The organism is Helicobacter pylori, from assembly GCF_001653455.1.
In the GTDB taxonomy this organism is placed as follows: Bacteria; Campylobacterota; Campylobacteria; order Campylobacterales; family Helicobacteraceae; genus Helicobacter; species Helicobacter pylori_A.
The window spans coordinates 928,335-947,706 of the sequence record NZ_CP011486.1 but is presented as its reverse complement, the minus strand read 5'-3'; the positions used below and the strand labels follow the sequence as shown (position 1 = coordinate 947,706).

21 protein-coding genes, 4 tRNA genes and 1 pseudogene are annotated in these 19,372 nt (G+C 38.7%); 16 read left to right on the top strand and 10 right to left on the bottom strand.

Annotation, left to right across the window (positions count from 1 at the left end; translation table 11 throughout):
• The 7 genes from AA977_RS04480 to AA977_RS04450 all read left to right on the top strand — a co-directional run bounded on the left by AA977_RS04480 (window position 1) and on the right by AA977_RS04450 (window position 5,548).
• Complete coding sequence (locus AA977_RS04480) at window positions 1-732, top strand: GTP cyclohydrolase I (protein ID WP_064434740.1); 732 nt, start codon at window positions 1-3, stop codon at window positions 730-732.
• A 9-nt stretch (window positions 733-741) separates the two neighbouring features.
• Entirely contained in the window at window positions 742-1,500 is a 759-nt protein-coding gene (locus AA977_RS04475; RefSeq protein WP_064434739.1) for a zinc ribbon domain-containing protein, read from the top strand.
• Entirely contained in the window at window positions 1,501-2,682 is a 1,182-nt protein-coding gene (gene waaA / locus AA977_RS04470) for a lipid IV(A) 3-deoxy-D-manno-octulosonic acid transferase (RefSeq protein ID WP_064434738.1), read from the top strand.
• 17 nt (window positions 2,683-2,699) lie between these two features.
• A complete protein-coding gene (locus AA977_RS04465) occupies window positions 2,700-3,428 on the top strand; it encodes an RluA family pseudouridine synthase (RefSeq protein ID WP_064434737.1) in 729 nt (242 codons plus the stop codon).
• Between the two features lie 8 nt (window positions 3,429-3,436).
• The gene (gene lgt / locus AA977_RS04460) at window positions 3,437-4,288 is read left to right on the top strand and encodes a prolipoprotein diacylglyceryl transferase (RefSeq protein ID WP_064434736.1); all 852 of its coding nucleotides are present in this window, start codon (window positions 3,437-3,439) and stop codon (window positions 4,286-4,288) included.
• Entirely contained in the window at window positions 4,288-4,920 is a 633-nt protein-coding gene (locus AA977_RS04455) for an NAD(P)H-dependent oxidoreductase (RefSeq protein WP_064434735.1), read from the top strand. Before lgt ends, AA977_RS04455 begins: the two co-directional genes overlap by 1 nt.
• Before the next feature lie 61 nt (window positions 4,921-4,981).
• Window positions 4,982-5,548: a hypothetical protein gene (locus tag AA977_RS04450; protein WP_064434734.1), complete on the top strand. Its 567-nt coding sequence runs from the start codon at window positions 4,982-4,984 to the stop codon at window positions 5,546-5,548.
• Window position 5,549: 1 nt separating this feature from the next.
• Here the strand turns inward: AA977_RS04450 and AA977_RS04445 are convergent, their stop codons facing one another.
• Window positions 5,550-6,206 (bottom strand): CinA family protein, encoded by a 657-nt coding sequence (locus AA977_RS04445; RefSeq protein ID WP_064434733.1) that lies wholly within the window; start codon window positions 6,204-6,206, stop codon window positions 5,550-5,552.
• Window positions 6,207-6,216: 10 nt separating this feature from the next.
• A complete protein-coding gene (recO, locus tag AA977_RS04440) occupies window positions 6,217-6,831 on the bottom strand; it encodes a recombination protein RecO (RefSeq protein WP_064434732.1) in 615 nt (204 codons plus the stop codon).
• 81 nt (window positions 6,832-6,912) lie between these two features.
• On the opposite strand from recO, the gene accD reads away from it, so the two are divergent.
• The 3 genes from accD to AA977_RS04425 are packed head-to-tail and all read left to right on the top strand — an operon-like array spanning window position 6,913 to window position 9,272.
• Window positions 6,913-7,782 carry an acetyl-CoA carboxylase, carboxyltransferase subunit beta gene (gene accD, locus AA977_RS04435; protein WP_000505030.1) on the top strand — a complete coding sequence of 290 codons (870 nt, stop codon included), beginning with the start codon at window positions 6,913-6,915 and terminating at the stop codon, window positions 7,780-7,782.
• Window positions 7,783-7,796: 14 nt separating this feature from the next.
• On the top strand, window positions 7,797-8,249 hold the full coding sequence (rlmH, locus tag AA977_RS04430) for a 23S rRNA (pseudouridine(1915)-N(3))-methyltransferase RlmH (RefSeq protein WP_064434731.1): 453 nt from the start codon (window positions 7,797-7,799) through the stop codon (window positions 8,247-8,249).
• A 9-nt stretch (window positions 8,250-8,258) separates the two neighbouring features.
• Window positions 8,259-9,272 (top strand): LapA family protein, encoded by a 1,014-nt coding sequence (locus AA977_RS04425; RefSeq protein WP_064434730.1) that lies wholly within the window; start codon window positions 8,259-8,261, stop codon window positions 9,270-9,272.
• 473 nt (window positions 9,273-9,745) lie between these two features.
• On the opposite strand, the pseudogene AA977_RS08245 reads toward AA977_RS04425, so the two are convergent.
• From AA977_RS08245 to AA977_RS04390, 8 genes and pseudogenes are all read right to left on the bottom strand, one after another.
• A pseudogene (locus tag AA977_RS08245) lies at window positions 9,746-9,937 on the bottom strand (CagY family CD-EC repeat-containing protein); the annotation flags it as partial.
• A 236-nt stretch (window positions 9,938-10,173) separates the two neighbouring features.
• Window positions 10,174-10,536 (bottom strand): hypothetical protein, encoded by a 363-nt coding sequence (locus tag AA977_RS04420; RefSeq protein ID WP_064435201.1) that lies wholly within the window; start codon window positions 10,534-10,536, stop codon window positions 10,174-10,176.
• Window positions 10,537-10,811: 275 nt separating this feature from the next.
• Window positions 10,812-12,302 carry a Na+/H+ antiporter NhaC family protein gene (locus tag AA977_RS04415; protein WP_064434729.1) on the bottom strand — a complete coding sequence of 497 codons (1,491 nt, stop codon included), beginning with the start codon at window positions 12,300-12,302 and terminating at the stop codon, window positions 10,812-10,814.
• A 125-nt stretch (window positions 12,303-12,427) separates the two neighbouring features.
• Window positions 12,428-12,515, bottom strand: a tRNA-Ser gene (locus AA977_RS04410).
• A 47-nt stretch (window positions 12,516-12,562) separates the two neighbouring features.
• Window positions 12,563-12,637 (bottom strand) — tRNA-Cys (locus AA977_RS04405).
• A gap of 48 nt (window positions 12,638-12,685) precedes the next feature.
• Window positions 12,686-12,772 (bottom strand) — tRNA-Leu (locus AA977_RS04400).
• A gap of 60 nt (window positions 12,773-12,832) precedes the next feature.
• Window positions 12,833-13,126: a TRL-like family protein gene (locus AA977_RS04395; protein WP_064435200.1), complete on the bottom strand. Its 294-nt coding sequence runs from the start codon at window positions 13,124-13,126 to the stop codon at window positions 12,833-12,835.
• Between the two features lie 40 nt (window positions 13,127-13,166).
• Window positions 13,167-13,241: transfer RNA gene (locus AA977_RS04390), tRNA-Gly, on the bottom strand.
• 381 nt (window positions 13,242-13,622) lie between these two features.
• Between AA977_RS04390 and AA977_RS04385 the strand changes: the two genes are divergently transcribed.
• From AA977_RS04385 to AA977_RS04360, 6 genes are all read left to right on the top strand, one after another.
• Window positions 13,623-14,000 (top strand): RidA family protein, encoded by a 378-nt coding sequence (locus tag AA977_RS04385; RefSeq protein ID WP_000755741.1) that lies wholly within the window; start codon window positions 13,623-13,625, stop codon window positions 13,998-14,000.
• Between the two features lie 25 nt (window positions 14,001-14,025).
• Window positions 14,026-15,258: an NAD(P)/FAD-dependent oxidoreductase gene (locus tag AA977_RS04380; protein WP_064434728.1), complete on the top strand. Its 1,233-nt coding sequence runs from the start codon at window positions 14,026-14,028 to the stop codon at window positions 15,256-15,258.
• A gap of 40 nt (window positions 15,259-15,298) precedes the next feature.
• Window positions 15,299-16,651 carry an alanine/glycine:cation symporter family protein gene (locus tag AA977_RS04375; RefSeq protein WP_064434727.1) on the top strand — a complete coding sequence of 451 codons (1,353 nt, stop codon included), beginning with the start codon at window positions 15,299-15,301 and terminating at the stop codon, window positions 16,649-16,651.
• 6 nt (window positions 16,652-16,657) lie between these two features.
• Complete coding sequence (alr, locus tag AA977_RS04370; RefSeq protein WP_064434726.1) at window positions 16,658-17,791, top strand: alanine racemase; 1,134 nt, start codon at window positions 16,658-16,660, stop codon at window positions 17,789-17,791.
• A 65-nt stretch (window positions 17,792-17,856) separates the two neighbouring features.
• Window positions 17,857-18,624 (top strand): amino acid ABC transporter substrate-binding protein, encoded by a 768-nt coding sequence (locus AA977_RS04365; RefSeq protein WP_000756352.1) that lies wholly within the window; start codon window positions 17,857-17,859, stop codon window positions 18,622-18,624.
• Window positions 18,608-19,321 carry an amino acid ABC transporter permease gene (locus AA977_RS04360; RefSeq protein WP_064435199.1) on the top strand — a complete coding sequence of 238 codons (714 nt, stop codon included), beginning with the start codon at window positions 18,608-18,610 and terminating at the stop codon, window positions 19,319-19,321. Before AA977_RS04365 ends, AA977_RS04360 begins: the two co-directional genes overlap by 17 nt.
• Window positions 19,322-19,372 lie beyond the last annotated feature (51 nt).

Below are 19,372 nucleotides of genomic sequence, written 5' to 3'. Positions count from 1 at the left end.
ATGGCGTTAGTCAAGGAAGTGTTGGGAGTTTTGAATCGCCTTTCGCCTTTTGAACTCCAAGAATCGTGGGATAATAGCGGGCTGAATTTAGGGAGTGAAAATGACGGATTTAGCCGCATTATCGCATGTTTAGAAATCACGCTTAATATCGCTCTAAACGCGCCACAAAACGCTTTAATCATCACGCACCACCCCTTAATTTTCAGGCCCTTAAAAACGCTAAATTATGAGGCTTACCCAGGGAATATTTTAAAAATCTTGATCCAAAAAAACATTTCAGTCATCAGCATGCACACCAATTTTGACAAAACGCATTTAAACAAGTATTTTGCCCACACCCTTTTAGGGTTTGATGGTTTGACAGAAAAAGGCCTTATGTTAATGAAAGAAGGCGTTAATATGGAATTTGATGCGCTATTAGAAAGGATTAAATCTTCTTTAGGGGTGGGAAAATTAGCGTGCGTTAAAAGTTCTCCAATCATTAAAGATTTAGCGTTTGTGTGCGGGGCAGGAGCGTCCATGTTTTCTTCTTTAAAGGCGCAAACTTGTTTAATTACAGGCGATGTGAAATACCATGACGCTATGATCGCTCAATCTTTAAACATCAGCTTGATTGACGCCACGCATTATTATAGCGAGAGAGGGTTTGCACTCATTGTGGCTGAAATTTTGCATTCTTTTGATTATTTGGTTACAATAGAAAGTTTTAAAAACCCCTTGCAAATCATTTAAAGGAAAGCGATGAACACCCACCTCAAACAATTGATTGAAATTTCGCATTTGGATAAAGAAATTGACTCTTTAGAGCCATTGATCAGAGAAAAACGAAAAGACTTGGATAAAGCCTTGAGTGATAAAGAAGCTAAAAATAAAGCGATTTTGAATTTAGAAGAAGAAAAATTAGCCCTAAAATTGCAAGTTTCTAAAAACGAGCAAATTTTACAAGACACCAACGCTAAAATCGCTAGTATCCAAAAGAAAATGAGCGAGATCAAATCTGAAAGGGAATTGCGCTCTTTAAACATTGAAGAAGACATCGCTAAAGAGCGATCCAATCAAGCCAATAAAGAAATTGAAAACTTGCAAAATGAAATCAAGCACAAAAGCGAAAAGCAAGAGGGCTTGAAAAAAGAAATGTTAGAGCTTGAAAAGTTAGCGCTGGAATTGGAAAGCTTGGTGGAAAACGAAGTCAAAAACATCAAAGAAACCCAACAAATCATCTTTAAAAAGAAAGAAGAATTAGTGGAAAAAACCGAGCCTAAAATCTATAGCTTTTATGAAAGGATTAGAAGATGGGCGAAAAACACGAGCATTGTAACGATCAAAAAACAGGCTTGTGGGGGTTGTTTTATCCGCTTGAACGATAAGATTTATACTGAAGCGCTAACGAGTGGGGATATTATCACTTGCCCGTATTGCGGGCGTATTTTATACGCTGAGGGTGCGTATGAAAACAGCGCTCCAAAAGAAAGCCAAAAAGAAAGCCAAGAATCAGTTTGATTGTTTAAGTTTTTTTATCTTTTATGTTTGACTTTGGGGCATCTTATTAGTGTACCTTTCATCTTTTTTTGGAGTTTTAAAGAAAAATACCGCCATTCTTTAAAGGCTCGTTTTTTTCTCAAAGACAATTTTTTAAAAAGTGAGCCGGTTTTTTGGTTCCATGCATGCTCTTATGGGGAAGTCAAATCGTTAGAGCCAATCATTCACGCTTTAAAAGAGCCGATTTTAATCAGCGTTACCACCAATACCGGCTTTGAATTAGCCGCTCAAACTTATCAGCATTCTAAACACATAGAAGTGCGTTACCTGCCTTTTGAAACCTTATTGTTTGCATGGAAAAAAAATTTGAAACACTTAAAAACTTTAGTGGTTACAGAAGCGGAATTGTGGTTTAATGTGTTTGATAGCGCTCAAAAATTAGGGGCAAAAACCATGCTCATTAACGCTCGCATCAGCGTTCGCTCTTACCCCAAGTACCAGCGTTTTTCGTTTTTTTATGCGCTTTTATTCAAACGCATTGATTTGATTTTGGCGCAAAGCAAGGACGATAAAAAGCGCTTATTGAATTTAGGGGCTAAAAAAGTGGTGGATTTTTTGAATATCAAGCGTTTTTCAAAGCCTGTGATCACTTCGTTTTACCCCAAAAACCCTAGCGCTTTAAATGTGATTTTAGCCAGCACGCATGAGAGTGAAGAGGAATTAGGGTTAAAAGCGTTTTTGGAATTTAAAAAGACTTTTAAAAATGCAAGACTGATTGTCGTTCCGCGCCACCCGGAGCGTTTTAAAAGCGTGCAAAATTTATTGCAAGATGCTTTAAAAACGACGCCTTTTAGTTTGGAATGTTTTTCTTCAAAGGGTTTTGTGGAATGCGATATTTTGTTAGTGGATAGTTTGGGGGAATTGAATAACTTTTATGCGATCGCTGATGTGGTGATCTTAGGGGGTTCGTTTATCAAAATGGGGGGGCATAACCCTTTAGAGCCGGCATTTTTTAACACGCGCCTAATCACAGGGGAACATATTTTCAACCAAGTAGCGTTGTTTGAATTGGTTAAACCCTATAAAATCGTTCAAAAAGAGGATTTATTAGACGCTCTTTTGGATTATGAGAATTTAGGCGTGGTGCGGTTTTTAGAAAACGGGCATGATTTAAACGAATTGCTCGCATTCATTAAAGGATAATATTAAAAAGGATAAATATGGAAAAAGCTTATAAATTATTGAGCGTCCAGGAAAACATTTCGCACAAAAAAGCTAAAGCTTTGATTGATTCGGGGTTAGTGAGTATAGGGGGGAAAAAATTGATGGTTGCTAGAAAGGAATTACCCCAAAACACATGCTTTAATGTCCAAAAAATTGAAAAGCCCAGCGTGATTTTTGAAGATGAAAACGTTCTAGCCCTTTTTAAACCCCCTTTTATAGAGAGCTATGATTTAGTTTCTTTTTTTAAAGGTTGGACGCTGTTGCACCGCTTGGATAAAGAAACAAGCGGGGTGATTTTACTGGTGAAAGAAAATTCAGAATTCCACTTGAAAGCTAAAAAAGCGTTTAAGGAAAGGGCGGTTAAAAAAGAATATTTAGCGCTAGCTCAAGGGATTGTAGAAGAAGAGCAAGAAATTAACGCTCCCATTCTCACCATTAAAACCACTAAAGCGTTCAGCAAGATCTCTAAAAAAGGGCAAGAAGCGATTACTAAAATCACGCCCTTAAAAATCATCAATAAAAAAACCCTTTTAAAAGTGGAAATCAAAACCGGGAGAACCCACCAGATTAGAGTCCATTTAAAGCATATCAACCACCCCATTATAGGCGATACGCTTTATAATAACGAACCAGGTTCAGCCAAACGCTTGATGCTCCATGCGCATAAAATTGCGTTATTGGGATATGAATTTGAAGCGATCGCTCCTAAAGAATTTGAATTTTAAGGATGAACATGAACGCTTGGAATACGATTTATGAGCGCTTTAACCCCATCGCTTTTAGTCTTGGCAATATTGAAGTGCATTGGTATGGTTTGGCGTATGCGTGCGCGATTGTTGTTGCATTTTACATGGCGTTAAGAATGATCCAACAAGATCCCAAACGATTCCCAGTTGCAAGAAAGGATTTTGAAAGTTATTTTTTATGGGCGGAGCTTGGCATTGTGTTAGGGGCAAGGATAGGATACATTCTTATTTATGAGCCTAACTCTGGTTATTATTTGACGCATTTTTGGCAAATCTTTAACCCTTTTGATAGCCATGGGAATTTTATTGGCATTCGTGGGATGAGCTATCATGGGGGGTTGGTGGGGTTTTTGATCGCTTCGTATCTTTACAATCGTAAGGATTTGAAAAAGCTTTTAATTTATTTGGATTTGATTGCAATTAGCCTGCCTTTAGGGTATGTTTTTGGGAGGATTGGGAATTTTTTAAACCAGGAGTTGGTGGGAAGGATTGTCCCCAAAGACAGCCATTTAGGGCAAATCATAGGCATTGTGGTGGATAATGAATTGCGTTATCCTAGCCAACTCATTGAAGCGTTTTTAGAGGGGGTTATTGTGTTTTTAATGGTAATGTGGGCTAAAAAACACACCAAAACGCATGGACTGCTCATTGTGGTTTATGGTTTGGGGTATTCCTTGATGCGCTTTATTGCGGAATTTTACAGAGAGCCAGACAGTCAAATGGGGGTTTATTTTTTGAATTTGAGCATGGGGCAGATTTTAAGCCTGCTTATGGTAATTGTTTCGTTAGGGATTTTATTGTATGCTATAAGACATTCTAAAAAAATAAAGGAAAACTAATGAAATTTTTGGATCAAGAAAAAAGAAGACAATTGTTGAACGAGCGCCATTCTTGCAAAATGTTTGATAGCCATTACGCATTTTCTAGCGAAGAATTAGAAGAAATCGCTGAAATTGCCAGACTATCGCCAAGCTCTTACAACACACAGCCATGGCATTTTGTGATGGTTACTGACAAAGATTTAAAAAATCAAATTGCAGCGCATAGCTATTTCAATAAAGACATGATTGAAAGCGCTTCAGCGTTGATGGTGGTGTGTTCTTTAAACCCTATTGAATTGTTACCGCATAGCCATTACATGCAAAACCTCTACCCAGAGTCTTATAAAATGAGAGTGCTTCCTTCTTTTGCTCAAATGCTTGATTTAAGGTTTAACCACAGCATGCAAAAACTAGAAAGCTATATTTTAGAGCAATGCTATATTGCGGTGGGGCAAATTTGCATGGGCGTGAGCTTGATGGGATTAGATAGTTGCATTATCGGAGGCTTTGATGCGTTAAAAGTGGGCGAAATCTTAGAAAAGCGTATCAATAAGCCTAAAATCGCATGTTTGATCGCATTGGGTAAGAGGGTGGCAGAAGCGAGCAAAAAATCAAGAAAATCAAAGGCTGCTACAATTACTTGGTTGTGATTAAACGAAATCAAAAACTTTTTAACTATAATCAAATCTAAATTAAGTTAGGAGTGGTATTTTGTTTAAAAGAATGGTTTTAATCGCTCTTTTAGGGGTGTTTTCAAGCGTTTCATTGAACGCTAAGAGTCTTTTAAGAGATGATGGGATTTTGATCTCTGATTTAAAGGGCATGAAATCGGAATTGTCTGATGCTCCTGCTTGGGTTTTTGAAGACCCTAAAGTCCCTTATGAAGAAATGGGCGTGGCGTATATCCCTGTCAATAATAAATATTTAGGGATTGAGCAAGCGACCTTAAACGCTAAATTGAGTCTTATCGTGGTTTTTCATGAAATCATGATGAAGTATAAAAAACGCTTCATGGAGCAATTCCATGAGTCTGAGCAAACGGCTACGAATATCAGCTACGCTATCTATAATTACCTAGCGACTAAGATTCAAGTGTCTGACACTTACACGAATTTAAAAGCTGAGATAGCTGTGGTGAAAATCAAGCTAGAGGGTTGCCAGATCGATCAGATCAAAAGGTATTTGAAAGCGAGCGTTGAAAACCTTAACGATAATGAAGTAGCCTACATTGCTAAAGTCGCTCAAAAAGAATTTGGTAATGTTTGCGCGTTAAGGTAGTTTATAGCATTCTAGCGAGCATGTTTAGGGCATGCTCTACGCTTTTATTTTGGACACTCTCTCTATCGCCTTCAAAAAAACAGCGATCAATGAGGGCATGAGATCCTGACTTTTGCACGCCAATATAAATCGTGCCTACAGGATTAGCCTTACTCCCCCCATTAGGGCCAGCCACCCCGCTAATCGCTAGCGCTAAATCCGCTTTAAAATTTAAAAACACGCCTGATAGCATTTCTTTCACGCATTCTTCGCTATAAACCCCAAAGATTTTTAAAGTCGTGGCATTGACCTTTAATATTTCGCGCTTGACCTCTTCATTGTAGCACACAATACCCCCCATAAAAACCGCTGAAGCCCCACTAACGGAAGTGAATGCATGCGATAGCAACCCCCCAGAGCAGCTTTCAGCCACTGCGATTTTTAAATTTAAAGATTTCAAGCGCTCTATTAAAGCGTTCGCGCTTTTTTTGTTATCGTCTAATTCCACAATGTTAGAGTTAAAAAGCGTTTTAAGATAAATTCTCGCTCGCTCTACATTCTCGCCTTTCAATTCAATGCAATTCTCTTTGACTTGAGAAAAAAGTTTCAAGCGCTTCAATTCCTTTTCAATCAAAATAAAACCGCTCTCATTATCCATATTCAAAAATTTAAATTTCATTTCCAACCTTTTAAAACCCTAAATTCAGCGTGCGCCACAATTCTTCCACTTCTTCTGTTTCTAAAAAAATCGTGCTTTGAGTGCGAAAAAAATTTTGGATTTTTTCTAAATCCAAGCTTTTAGCTTTCAAACAAGAGGGGTGCGCTAAAACAAACCCTTGCGCTAAAGCGACGGAATTTTCTAATTTCTTATCGCATAAAAAACAAGAGTTTTGGCTTTGCAAGCGCCCTTCAAAATTCAAAAGCGTTGCATACATTTCTAAAATCACTCTTAAGGGGTGCTGTTTGGAGAGTTTGTTAGCCCCATCGTCTAAAGTGTCAAAATAGATGCTATCCAAAGAATGCACGCCCTCTAAATGCTTGAACAACAAAAAACAAAAGCGCTGCCAAAAAAACAAGCGTTCCATTTCTCTTTCCCAAATATAGCCTAAATGCAAAATATTCCTTATTTTGGGTAAAAACTTATCATCGTTTTCTTCTTCAAAATCAATCTTACGCCCCACATTCAGCACGCTGTGGCGTTTGCCGTAGAAACGATAGAGGGTTTTGAGGTGGTTTTTAGTCAAAACGTGCACGATTAAATCCTCATCTCTTATGCTTTGTGTTTGTAAAAGAAACCCTTGCATCGCTACTCTTAAGCTAATTTTGTTTTATTATAAGCAAAACTTGGATACAATCACAATAAAACTGCAAAATTAAGGAAAAACATGGGATTTGCAGATTTCTTTAAAAATTTCAAGATCAATAAATTGCGAGAAGCGCCAAGTAAGAACGAACAACCAAGCCATTGGGTGAAATGCCCTAAATGTTATGCATTAATGTATCATAAAGAAGTGTTTAGTAAATACAGCGTGTGTTTGAAATGCCATTACCATTTCCGCATGAATGCGACTGAAAGGATTGAATTTTTATGCGATGTGGGGAGTTTTGAAGAATTTGATAAGCATTTACGGCCTAATGACCCTTTGAATTTCGTGGATAAAGAAAGCTACAAACAGCGCATTAAAAAATACGAGAAAAGGACCAACCGCCCAAGCTCAGTGATTAGCGGTGAGGCTAAAATCAACCGCATGCCTTTGCAGATCGTGGTGTTTGATTTTAGCTTTATGGGGGGGAGTTTAGGCTCTGTGGAGGGTGAAAAGATCGTAAGAGCGATTAATCGCGCGGTCGCCAAAAAAGAAGCGTTATTGATCGTTTCAGCGAGTGGGGGGGCCAGGATGCAAGAATCCACTTATTCACTCATGCAAATGGCTAAAACGAGCGCAGCTTTGAACCGATTGAGCGAGGCTAAACTCCCTTTCATTTCGCTTTTGAGCGATCCCACTTATGGGGGCGTTAGCGCGTCTTTTGCGTTTTTAGGGGATCTCATCATTGCAGAGCCAGGAGCGATGATAGGTTTTGCAGGGCCTAGGGTCATTAAACAAACCATAGGGGCGGATTTGCCTGAGGGCTTTCAAACAGCGGAATTTTTATTAGAGCATGGCTTGATTGATATGATTGTGCACAGGAAGGATTTGAAGAAAACTTTGAGCGATTTGATCGCTATCACCACGCATAAGACTTCAAAGATTTTTTAAAGTTTTTAAGATTGATGCGTTGTGTGGTGTATTCTATCGCTAAAAGTTCGCCTTTAGAGTTGGTGAAAAGCTATCAAAAACAATGCAAACAATTTGATTGCGAATTAGAATTAGTGGATTTATTCCCTAAAAATATAGTCAACGCTCAAAAAATTTCTAAAGAACTCGCTCAAAAAAGTTACTCTCTAGCCTTTGAGCCGTATTTCAACCCTAAAGCGATCAATATTGCATTGCACCCTAAAGCTAAAGGGGGCGATAGCTTTGCGTTTAGTAAAATGTTAGAAAATCATCTTAATATTAATTTCTTTATCGCTGGAGCGTATGGCTTTGAAGAAAAATTTTTAAAAGATTGTCAGGCTTGGAGTTTGAGCGAGATGACTTTTAGCCATGAAGTGGCTAAAATTGTTTTATGCGAGCAAATTTATAGGGCTTTAAGCATTATTTTTAAGCATCCATACCATAAATAGGAGGTACGCATGCGTTTTTACATTATCTTTACATTTTTATTTATTGTGGGTTTTGGCGTGTTTGTTTATAGCATTGATCCGCAAGCTTATGCTTTCAATTTGGGGAGTTATAGCTTTAATTTGCCCATAGCGGTATGGCTTATGGGCGTTTTGGGCATGTTCGCTTTTTTTTCATGGGTTTTTTTATTCAAACACAACATCAGCCATAAAATCCGCCTATACCATGAGAAAAGGGATTTTGACAAATTGCTCAAACAAATCCTGTCCCAAGACACTCAAAAGACTTTTTTAAAAACGAAATTTAAAAGCGATCTCGCTAAAAACCTTTCTCAAATCTTAGCCCGCTATGATTTAAAGGCTGATTTAAACACGCCAAATAGCGGGTGTGAAAAAGTGGATAACCTTTTTAAACATTACCACAACATAGAAAACAACACCCTTGAACCTAAAGATCACACCAAGCACTCTCTGGCTTATGATCATGCTTATTTTTCTAAACGCTTGAAAGCTTTCATGCATAACGATTTAAAAAACGCCTTTGAAGTTTTAACAAACATGCAAATCCCTTTAGACTTACGCCATTACGCTTTTATAGAAATCGCCCAAAAAGGAAGTAAAAAAGAGGTTTTAAAGGCTTTGAATGCAATGCAAGATGATTTGAACAAAGAATGCGTGAAGTCTTTTTTAAAAGCTTTTTTTGAAAAATCCTTAAACACAGACACTTTAAAGATTTCAGAGCTTTGCAAAAAGGTGGGTTATGACAAGAACGATTATTTAAAGCTCGCGCAAAAAGCGCAAAAATTCCTTGTGCCGGACAAATGGTTCCAGTTTTTTGAGATTTTAAGCCAAGAAGACGATAAGGCCCAAAAAGCCTTTTTGTTTGTGTTGCTAGAATTAGAAATGAATGATCTCGCTAAGGAGCATCTAGCGGTTTTATCTTTTGAAGAATACATGCTTTTAAACGCTTACATGGATTTGAAAAAAGAGCATCAAAAAGCCTATAAATTAGAAGCGTTTTTGTAGGGGTTTGTTTGCCTCCGCATTTTTAAGGCGGATAAAAATAGGCGGATTATGATAGGCTGTGAAACCGCCCCTTTCTAAAACAAGGGGCTTCTTAATTAAAGTATCCCAACGGACACTAACCAACGGACACTAACATGAAAAGCTTTGTTCTTTAAAGCCTGCATGGACATTTCCTACCCCAAAAAGACTAGAGGCATTTGGCTACCTTTTAGTTTAAATATAGTCTAACGGCTATGTACTTACTGCACCCTAAAGGACAGAGTTTTTCATGTTGTTGGAATAAAATGGCTCATCAAGGAATGGGCTAATTGAGTCGCCTTTAGCGCCAAATGATAAGAGGAAAGATGCTAATCCCCTAAACCTTGATAGAACTAATCCTACCATAAAAACACCTGAAGCCAAAAACACGCCTTAATTAACTATAAAAGTTTTAGCGATCAAAATTTGATGAAAACAAAGCCTTTTTATATGGATTGCAAACTTTTTTTATCCAACACTTCTTGTTGCAACGCTTTAGGGAGATCTTTGATGCATTCTTTTTTTTTGCGCTTCCGTTTTAGCATGCCTCAAACAATCCAACGCTTCGGTTTCTAAAAGTTTCCTAGCTTCAGGCGTGAGCAATTTCTCACATTCTTTTTTTCTTTTTCATTGGTGGCTTTGCTGATGTAATCCATATGAAAGGTGTCTTACAACTTTAGAAAGAGCTAAGATTAAATCCCAACTTAACTTGAAGTGAGTTTTTATTTTTCTCCTATGGATTTTTATCAATGTTTTTGAAATATTTTATTCAATATAATGAAAAAAGCCCTAAGAAGATTAAAAAAAGAAACAAACTTGTGTTTTTAAAGATTTGTATTCTTAAAAGAATGATAAGGGTATTAAGAATACCCAAAATAAAACTTTAAAAACGCATCACCATAGTGGCCATGTATGAGCCTGATTTGAAGTTGCTAGGAGCGCCTTCAGGCAATTTGATATGGAAATACTTTTGACAACCATTAACCGCTTTTTCATAATTCTTAGTGAAAGAATGATGATGGCGGTTTTCCAAAGGTCCTTTCATGTGTTTGCTCATCAACGCAGAATGCTTTAATTTGACAAACAAAAGCAAGTTTTCACCAAACAACGATTTCATTGTGAAAGTGAACGCTCGTTTGTAAAATGTCCGCTTATCAATATCAATCCCAATGATCCCACTGCCAACCGAATAGACTAAAGGTTTTGAATACAATCTCAGATCGTCGCCATTCAAAACGCTTAACAAAATCCCTAAACTTATTAGTGTCCTAACCCCATTTTCTTTCCTTAGATATAACATTATCCGTATGTTTAACAGATAAGGAAATTTAACTTAAAACACCTTAATAGTTGATTAAAAAATTAAAAAAAATGTATTTTTTTAAAAAGCGTTACGATTTAGAGTTTTGTGAAGATTTTTACAATTAATGGTTATTTTTGAATAATTTATTTTAATTGATTGATAATAAAACAAGATTTTTCCCCAATCAAATAGGGATCGCTAAAACCTTATTTTAATTTTTAAGTTTTTAGATTTTCGCCATAAAATTTTTTCAAAAGATAAAACACCCCCACAAGCAAAATGATACCGATTAAAAGCGCGAGCGAGCGAGAATGCATAAAACTTGCAACCCCCAAACTCACCGCGCTGCAAAGCATCGCAATAGTCGCATAAGGGAGTTGCGTGATAAAATGGCTTTGCACCGAACACCCCGCCCCAGTAGCCGATAGTATAGTCGTATCAGAAATAGGGCTTGTGTGATCCCCATAAACCGCCCCAGAAAGAATGGCTGAAACGATCAAAATAATATCGCTTTCATTAGCCATGCCCGCTCCAATGGGTAGCATGATTGCAAACGCTCCCCAGCTTGTGCCGGTAGAAAAAGCGATAAATCCGGAGATTAAAAAAAAGATTAAGGGCATATACACCCCCCCTCCACTATTTAAAAACTCCTTGCTTACTTGAGCTAGGTAAAGCCCCGTTTGAGCGTCATCTCTAATCACAGGCCCAATAGCCCAAGCGAGCGTTAAGACTAGCATCGCTGGCCCCACACTCTTAAAGCCATCCAACATGAGTTTTAAAAACCCCCCTTTTTCTAAAAACTTGTAAGCTAAAAGATAAGTGATAATGAGCGAAAACAGCCCCCCATAAAAGAGTGAAAAGCTCGCATCGGTGTTTTTTAAGATTACTCCAGTATAAAAAATCAACGAGGAAATGGAGATAATCAACAAAAGAATAGAAAGGGGTAACAAGCTTAAGGGGGCTAGCTTTGAAAGATCCTCTTCTTGCTCGCTATAAAAATCCTTCACGCCTATGTTTTGATACTTTTTCATGCTAGGGAGGTTGATTTGCCACAAAATAGTGAGAAACACCGCAATGAGTGCAAAAATCGCATAATAATTACTGCTTAAACTTTGCATAAGCACCGAAAAACTATCTTTCAATAAAGGCGAGTTGTCGTTATTCATGATCCCCATAATATAAGCCCCCCAACTAGAAATAGGGACTAACAAACACACCGGCGCTGAAGTGGAGTCTATGATATAAGCCAAGCGCTCTCGTGTGGAATTGTGGGCGTCGTTTAAAGACTTTGAGATTTGCCCCACGGTCAGGGCGTTAAAATAATCATCTACAAAAATAATGATGCCTGAAAAAAAAGCGATAAATTCAGGGGTTTTAGCGTTTTTAGAGTATTTTTTGGCTTTTTTGACAAAATTTTGCACGCTACCGGATTTTAAAATCACTTGACTTAAAACGCCTAAAAAGATTAAAAACCCAAAAACATAGAGGTTGGAAAGATTGAAATGAAGCCCTTTTTCTGGCTCATAGGTATAAAAAACGGCAGTGATTTTAGTGTAGGTATATTCTACGATATTTGTGAGGTTTAAAGAATGCAACAAAACAGCGCTGACTATAATGCCCACAAACAAAGAGAGCGCGACTCGTTTGGTGAAAAAAACCATTAAAATAACGCTAAGAGGAACAATAAGACTTGATGCTGACAATCCCACCGAATAAAATCCTTTAAATCAATCCTTAAATTTCAATTAAAAGAGACAATCAACATTCACAAAATTCTTTATTAAAAGAAGAGATGAATTGGTTAAAACCAATCGCTTAAAAGATTTTAATCAAGTGGCCGGGAGAGAGGGATTCGAACCCCCGGAGGTATGACCCTCAACGGTTTTCAAGACCGCCGCTTTCAACCACTCAGCCATCTCCCGCTATTTTTACAAAAGTCCCTTGCAAAAGCCCCTAATGACTACAATAATGGAGGCGACACCCGGATTCGAACCGGGGAATCAAAGTTTTGCAGACTCATGCCTTACCACTTGGCTATGTCGCCTTAATCTCTAACACTCGCATTTTTAAAAAATAAAATCACGATCAAAAATGGTGCCCAAAGCCGGACTTGAACCGGCACGGTATTGCTACCGAGGGATTTTAAGTCCCTTGTGTCTACCAATTCCACCACCTGGGCAATTCAGGCTTTAAGCCTAGAGTGGAATGAAAGATGATTCAACTACGCTCTCTAGCAAGGCTAGTCGCCTTGAACGATTGTGGTGTATTTACCAACGATGCCTAAAAAGTTGTTAGCCTCACGGCTCACCATTTTAATCTTAGTGATACCGCCACTCTTAGCTGCCTTTTCTACAGAACAATTACCAGCGGCTACAAGACTAAAAACGCTCCAACAACTCGCACGCCCCTCTTTAGAGTATTGCGTATCGTTTCCGGAAACTGGAACCGTTACCATAGTGAAAAGAGATCCAGTTGGATAAGACGACGCACAACCGCTTATCAAAACGCCCAAGCACACGCTAGCTAATTTGATCAAACGCAATCTTAAATCCTCTTAAATATTACTTAAGTTATGGAGCGGGAAACGGGGATCGAACCCGCGGCCCCGACCTTGGCAAGGTCGTGCTCTACCACTGAGCTATTCCCGCACTCTTTTATTTAAAAAGACGATTGTTATTGTATCTAAACTCAATAATAAAAGTCAAGGTTTTGTTAAATTTTCAAGTTTCTTTTAAAAATAAATTCTCTCTAATAATTTCAATAAAAATACTCAAAGGCATTTTTCAAAATAAACTATAAAAGAGCTTGCAAAAAGAGCTTATAAGCAGGTGATAGCTTTTAAAAATTGATGATAACAAAGCCTAAATTCCCAACAAAACCCATTTAAGAATTTCTAAATATGGGTAAAAAATATACAATACCTTATAATAAGATGAAAATTCATGGCATTTTGCACTCATTTTTTATTTCTTTTTAATTTGATTGCATAATAATAGCTAGCATAACACACAATCATAGGAGTTTTAATCATGAAAAAAGTCATTCATTCAACTCTAGCCCCAAAGGCTATAGGTCCTTACTCTCAAGCTATCGCTACGAACAATCTTGTCTTTGTCTCTGGCCAATTAGGCGTTGATGCAACTACCGGCGAATTTAAGGGTGCGGACATTCATTCTCAAACCACCCAATCCATGGAAAATATCAAAGCGATTTTAAAAGAAGCTGATTTAGGGATGGATAGCGTGGTCAAAACGACTATTTTATTGAAAAGTTTAGACGATTTTGCAGTGGTGAATGAAATCTATGGGAGTTATTTTACAGAGCCTTATCCGGCTAGGGCGACCTTTCAAGTGGCTAAATTGCCTAAAGACGCTTTAGTAGAAATTGAAGCGATAGCCATCAAGTGATATGGATTAAAAGGGGCTTATAAGCATGAAAAAAGAAGTGGTTGTTATAGGCGGTGGGATTGTAGGGCTTTCTTGTGCGTATTCTATGCATAAATTAGGGCATAAGGTCTGTGTGATTGAAAAAAGCGATGGCAAAAACGGCACTTCTTTTGGGAATGCCGGACTCATTTCTGCGTTTAAAAAAGCCCCGCTCTCATGCCCTGGTGTGGTGTTAGACACCCTTAAACTCATGCTTAAAAACCAAGCCCCTTTAAAATTCCATTTTGGGCTTAATTTGAAGCTTTACCAATGGATTTTAAAATTCATGAAAAGCGCGAACGCCAAATCCACCCACCGCACCATGGCGTTGTTTGAACGCTACGGGTGGCTGAGCATTGATGCGTATCACCAGATGCTAGAAGACGGCATGGATTTTTGGTATAAAGAAGACGGGCTTTTAATGATCTACACTTTAGAAGAAAATTTTGAAAAAAAGATTAAAACTTGCGATGACAGCGGTGCTTATAAAATCCTTAGCGCCAAAGAGACCAAAGAATACATGCCGGTTGTTAATGACAATATCTGCGGGAGCGTGCTTTTAACCGAAAATGCGCATGTGGATCCGGGCGAAGTGATGCACTCTTTGCAACAATATTTACAAAACGCGGGCGTGGAGTTTCTTTATAATGAAGAGGTTGTTGATTTTGAGTTTAAAAACAACCTTATTGATGGCGTTATCACGCATAAAGAAAAAATCCAAGCAGAAAAAATCATTCTAGCCACTGGGGCTAACCCCACTCTCATCAAAAAAACCAAGAACGATTTTTTAATGATGGGGGCTAAAGGTTATAGCATCACCTTTAAAATGCCTGAAGAATTAAAACCCAAAACCTCTTCTTTATTTGCGGATATTTTCATGGCAATGACCCCACGAAGAGACACCGTAAGGATCACTTCTAAATTAGAATTAAACACCAATAACGCCCTCATTGATAAAGAGCAAATCGCTAACATGAAGAAAAATCTAGCCGCTTTCACGCAGCCTTTTGAAATGAAAGACGCCATAGAGTGGTGTGGTTTTAGGCCCTTAACCCCTAATGATATTCCTTATTTAGGCTATGACAAACGCTATAAAAACTTAATCCATGCCACAGGACTGGGGTGGCTTGGCATCACTTTTGGCCCGGCCATTGGTAAAATCATCGCCAATTTAAGCCAAGACGGAGCGAATGAAAAAAATGCCGATATTATGCTTTTTTCTGCATTTTTTAGGGATTAAGGAATTTCTTTTTTAAACCCTAGTTTATTAAGGAGTTTTTATGGAAACGATTGATTCGGTGGTACGCTATTTATCTAATTTTGTGTGGGGGATTCCCATGCAAATTTTATTGGTAGGCACCGGCTTGTTTTTGACCTTCTATCTTAGGGGTTTGCAATTCAGTAAAATCTTTTATGCGATCAAAATCCTTTTTGACAAAGAGTCCCAATCTAAAGGCGATATTTCGCAATTCTCCGCCCTCATGCTCTCTTTAGGGGCAACCGTGGGTATTGGGAGTATCGTAGGCGTAGCGACCGCAATCAGCATTGCAGGGCCAGGGGCAGTATTTTGGATGTGGGTTACCGGGCTTGTTGGCATGGCGACGAAATATTCTGAGGGGATTTTAGCCGTGAAATACAGAGAAAAAGGGGCGTTTGGATACAATGGAGGGCCCATGTATTACATTAAAAACGGCCTCAACATGCCCAAACTCGCCATGGCGTTTGCGATTTTTACCATTATTGCAAGCATTGGCACCGGTAACATGACGCAATCCAACGCGGTTTCTTCCATTTTAAGCGAACAAGCGAGCTTGCCCAATTGGGTTTCAGGCTTATTGCTCACCCTTTTAACCGCTGTTATTGTCATTGGGGGGATCAAATCCATTGGTAAATTCACTTCTTATTTAGCCCCTATCATGGTACTTTTATATTTAATAACTATTATTTATGTTATTGTCAGCCATTTTGATTTAGCCCTTCAAGCCATCAAGCTTATTTTTGAAGAAGCCTTTAACCCTAAACCCGTTGTGGGCGGAGCGGCAGGCGCGTTGATGACGACGATGATAAAAACGGGCGTGGCTAGGGGGTTGTATTCTAATGAAGCGGGGTTGGGGAGTTCAGCTATCATTGCCGCAAGCGCTCAAACGCACCACCCAGTACGCCAAGCTTTAGTTTCTATGCTCCAAACTTTTATTGTAACCTTAGTGGTGTGTTCGGCGACAGCGAGCGTGATTTTAATGGCGCCAGAATATAACACCTTGCTCCCTGATGGCACGAAAATGAGCGCTAATTTGCTCACTTTAAAAAGCACGGAGTATTTTCTAGGCTCATTAGGGACGGTGGTGATTTTTTTGACCATGATCTTTTTTGCCTACTCTACGATCATTGGCTGGGCTTATTATGGGGAAAAATGCACTGAATACGCCTTTGGTGAGAAAAAGGTTAAATATTACCGCTTGATCTTTTTAGCGAGTGTCATGGTAGGGGCTATGGCTAAAATTGATTTTGTGTGGAATTTGGCGGATCTGTCTAACGGGCTTATGGCTATCCCTAATTTGATCGCTTTGATTTTATTGCATAAAGTGGTGTATTCTGAGACTCGTTGGTATTTTAGCAAGCACTCCAACAAATAAAATAACATGTTAAAAAGGGCGAGTTTTGTGGAGGTGGACACTTCTTCTTTAAGGCATAATTTTAATGCGGTCAAAAACGCTATCCCTAAAGACGCTCATATCATGGCGGTTGTCAAGGCGAACGCTTATGGGGTGGGAGCGATTAAAGCGAGCGAGATTTTTTTGCAAGAGGGGGCGCATTATTTAGGGGTAGCAACCTTAGATGAAGCCTTAGAATTGCGTTTTCATTTTCCTAAAACCCCTATTTTGATTTTGGGTTATAGCCCTAATTCTAACGCTCAAATGTTGGTTGACAATCATTTGAGTGCCATGATTTTTAGCCTTGAACAAGCGGAGGTTTTTTCTCAAATAGCTTTAAAATCCCAAAAACGCTTGAAAGTGCATCTCAAAATTGATACCGGAATGCACCGCTTGGGTTTAGAGCCTAATTTTAAAAGCGTAGAAATCATTAAAAAAATCCAAGCTTTAAAGGGTTTGGAAGTGGAGGGGATTTTCACGCATTTAAGCAACGCTGATGCCAATATCAAAACCCATGCTAAAAACCAGATGAAAGCCTTTAACGCTTTTTTAGAGCAGCTTTTGGATCAAAAAATAGAGTTCCAATACCGCCATGCTTATAATTCCGCCGGCATCCTTTCTTTGTGCAACAACAATGAAGATCGCTTTTTAAACCTTTATCGCCCAGGGATCATGCTCTATGGCTTCTACCCTTCTAATGAAATGAAAGGATCGTGTCCCACGATCTTAAAAAATGTTATCAGTTTAAAAGCTCAAATCGTTCAAATCAAACGAGTCAAAAAAGGCGAGTTTATTGGCTATGGCAAGCATTTTTACACGAATGAAGAAACTTTAGTGGGTGTTTTAGCGCTAGGGTATGCGGACGGGTTAGCGCGCGCTTTGGGCAATCGCATTCAAGTCGTAATCAATAACCAACTAGCCCCCTTGATCGGTAAAGTGTGCATGGATCAATGCTTTATTAAACTTAATGGCATTGAAGCTAAAGAGGGCGATGAAGTCATTTTGTTTGGGGATAAAAGCACCAAAGCTAACGACGCAAATGAAATCGCTACGCTTTTAAACACTATTCCTTATGAAGTCATCAGCACCCTATCCAAACGCTTGGAGCGCGTTTATGCGTGAAACCAAACCATGCAAATTTTATTTTGTGTTAGAATGCTTGAAAAAAACTTAGGATTAAAATACTAATGAAAAAAGTTTTATGCTTGATAATAAGCCTTTTTTGGGGTTTTTTGAACGCTTCTAGCTTGTATGAAAAACTTATCAATAAAGAAACGATCAGCGTTGGCACAGAGGGCATTTACCCCCCTTTCACTTACCATGACAAAGAGGGTAAGCTCACCGGCTATGATGTGGAAGTGGCTAGGGAGCTGGCTAAAGAGCTTGGCGTGAAAATCAAATTCCACGAAACTTCATGGGATATTATGCTTACAGGCTTGAAATCAGGGCGTTTTGATATGGTCGCTAATCAAGTGAGTTTGACGACTAAAAAACGCCAAGCGACTTTTGATAAAAGCTTGCCTTATAGCTACTCAGGCACAATCATGCTCGTTAGGAAAGATGAAAATCGCATTAAAGACATCAAAGATATTAAAGGCTTGAGAGCGGCTAACACTTTAAGCTCCACTTATGGGGAGATCGCTTTCAAATACGACGCTCAAATCGTTTCAGTGGATTCTATGGCGCAAGCGTTGTTATTAGTGGCGCAAAAACGAGCCGACTTGACCTTAAATAGTTCTTTAGCCATTTTAAACTACCTAAACACCCACAAAAACAACCCCTTTAAAATCGCATGGGAGTCCAAAGAAAAAGATGGGGGTGCTTCCTTTGTCATTAACAAACACCAAGAAAAAGCCCTAGAGCTTATCAACCAAGCGATGCAAAAATTGATCAATAAAGGGGTTTTGAAACGCTTGGGCGAACAATTTTTTGGAAAAGATGTCAGCCAGCCCTAATTTGTCTTTGTTTTTTGAATCTTTAGATTTGAGCAAAGAGCGTTTGGAATTGTTATTAGAGGCTTTTTACCCCATGCTAAAAGCCGCTTTTTGTATTTCTTTGCCTTTGGCGATCATTTCTTTTATTTTGGGTTTATGGCTCGCTATTGTGGTAGCGCTCATTAAGATTGCACCCCCTAAACGCTTTATTCATAGGGCTTTATTAGCGGGCGTGAATTTCTATGTGTCAATCATCAGAGGCACGCCTTTATTGGTCCAAATCGTGGTGGTGTTTTATGGTTTGCCCGCTCTTGGGGTGTATATGGATCCAATCCCGGCAGGCATCATTGCGTTTTCCTTTAATGTGGGGGCATACGCTTCAGAGACTTTGAGAGCGAGCTTTCTTTCTGTCCCTAAAGATCAATGGGATTCTAGCTTGAGTTTGGGTTTGAATTACTTGCAAACCTTTTGGCATGTCATCTTTTTTCAAGCGCTCAAAGTCGCCACGCCCAGCTTGAGTAACACTTTCATCAGCCTTTTTAAAGAAACTTCTTTAGCTTCGGTGGTTACCATTGCAGAGGTTTTTAGAATCGCACAGCAAAAAGCTAACGCTAGCTATGACTTTCTCCCTATTTATTTAGAAGCCGCTTTGATTTACTGGCTTTTTTGCTTGGTTTTAGAGATCATTCAAAAGCGTGTGGAGAAAATCTTAAATTAGGTTGGATCATTCTATTTTTAATCAATATTTGATACAATAAAGCCTAAAAAA

Excerpts from the sequence above, each read along its gene's own strand:
- AA977_RS04480 (WP_064434740.1), top strand. The coding sequence starts at position 1 with ATGGCGTTAGTCAAGGAAGTGTTGGGAGTTTTGAATCGCCTTTCGCCT.
- AA977_RS04475 (WP_064434739.1), top strand. The coding sequence starts at position 742 with ATGAACACCCACCTCAAACAATTGATTGAAATTTCGCATTTGGATAAA.
- AA977_RS04465 (WP_064434737.1), top strand. The coding sequence starts at position 2,700 with ATGGAAAAAGCTTATAAATTATTGAGCGTCCAGGAAAACATTTCGCAC.
- lgt (WP_064434736.1), top strand. The coding sequence starts at position 3,437 with ATGAACGCTTGGAATACGATTTATGAGCGCTTTAACCCCATCGCTTTT.
- AA977_RS04455 (WP_064434735.1), top strand. The coding sequence starts at position 4,288 with ATGAAATTTTTGGATCAAGAAAAAAGAAGACAATTGTTGAACGAGCGC.
- AA977_RS04445 (WP_064434733.1), bottom strand. The coding sequence starts at position 6,206 with ATGAAATTTAAATTTTTGAATATGGATAATGAGAGCGGTTTTATTTTG.
- recO (WP_064434732.1), bottom strand. The coding sequence starts at position 6,831 with ATGCAAGGGTTTCTTTTACAAACACAAAGCATAAGAGATGAGGATTTA.
- accD (WP_000505030.1), top strand. The coding sequence starts at position 6,913 with ATGGGATTTGCAGATTTCTTTAAAAATTTCAAGATCAATAAATTGCGA.
- rlmH (WP_064434731.1), top strand. The coding sequence starts at position 7,797 with ATGCGTTGTGTGGTGTATTCTATCGCTAAAAGTTCGCCTTTAGAGTTG.
- AA977_RS04425 (WP_064434730.1), top strand. The coding sequence starts at position 8,259 with ATGCGTTTTTACATTATCTTTACATTTTTATTTATTGTGGGTTTTGGC.
- AA977_RS04385 (WP_000755741.1), top strand. The coding sequence starts at position 13,623 with ATGAAAAAAGTCATTCATTCAACTCTAGCCCCAAAGGCTATAGGTCCT.
- AA977_RS04380 (WP_064434728.1), top strand. The coding sequence starts at position 14,026 with ATGAAAAAAGAAGTGGTTGTTATAGGCGGTGGGATTGTAGGGCTTTCT.
- AA977_RS04375 (WP_064434727.1), top strand. The coding sequence starts at position 15,299 with ATGGAAACGATTGATTCGGTGGTACGCTATTTATCTAATTTTGTGTGG.
- alr (WP_064434726.1), top strand. The coding sequence starts at position 16,658 with ATGTTAAAAAGGGCGAGTTTTGTGGAGGTGGACACTTCTTCTTTAAGG.
- AA977_RS04365 (WP_000756352.1), top strand. The coding sequence starts at position 17,857 with ATGAAAAAAGTTTTATGCTTGATAATAAGCCTTTTTTGGGGTTTTTTG.
- AA977_RS04360 (WP_064435199.1), top strand. The coding sequence starts at position 18,608 with ATGTCAGCCAGCCCTAATTTGTCTTTGTTTTTTGAATCTTTAGATTTG.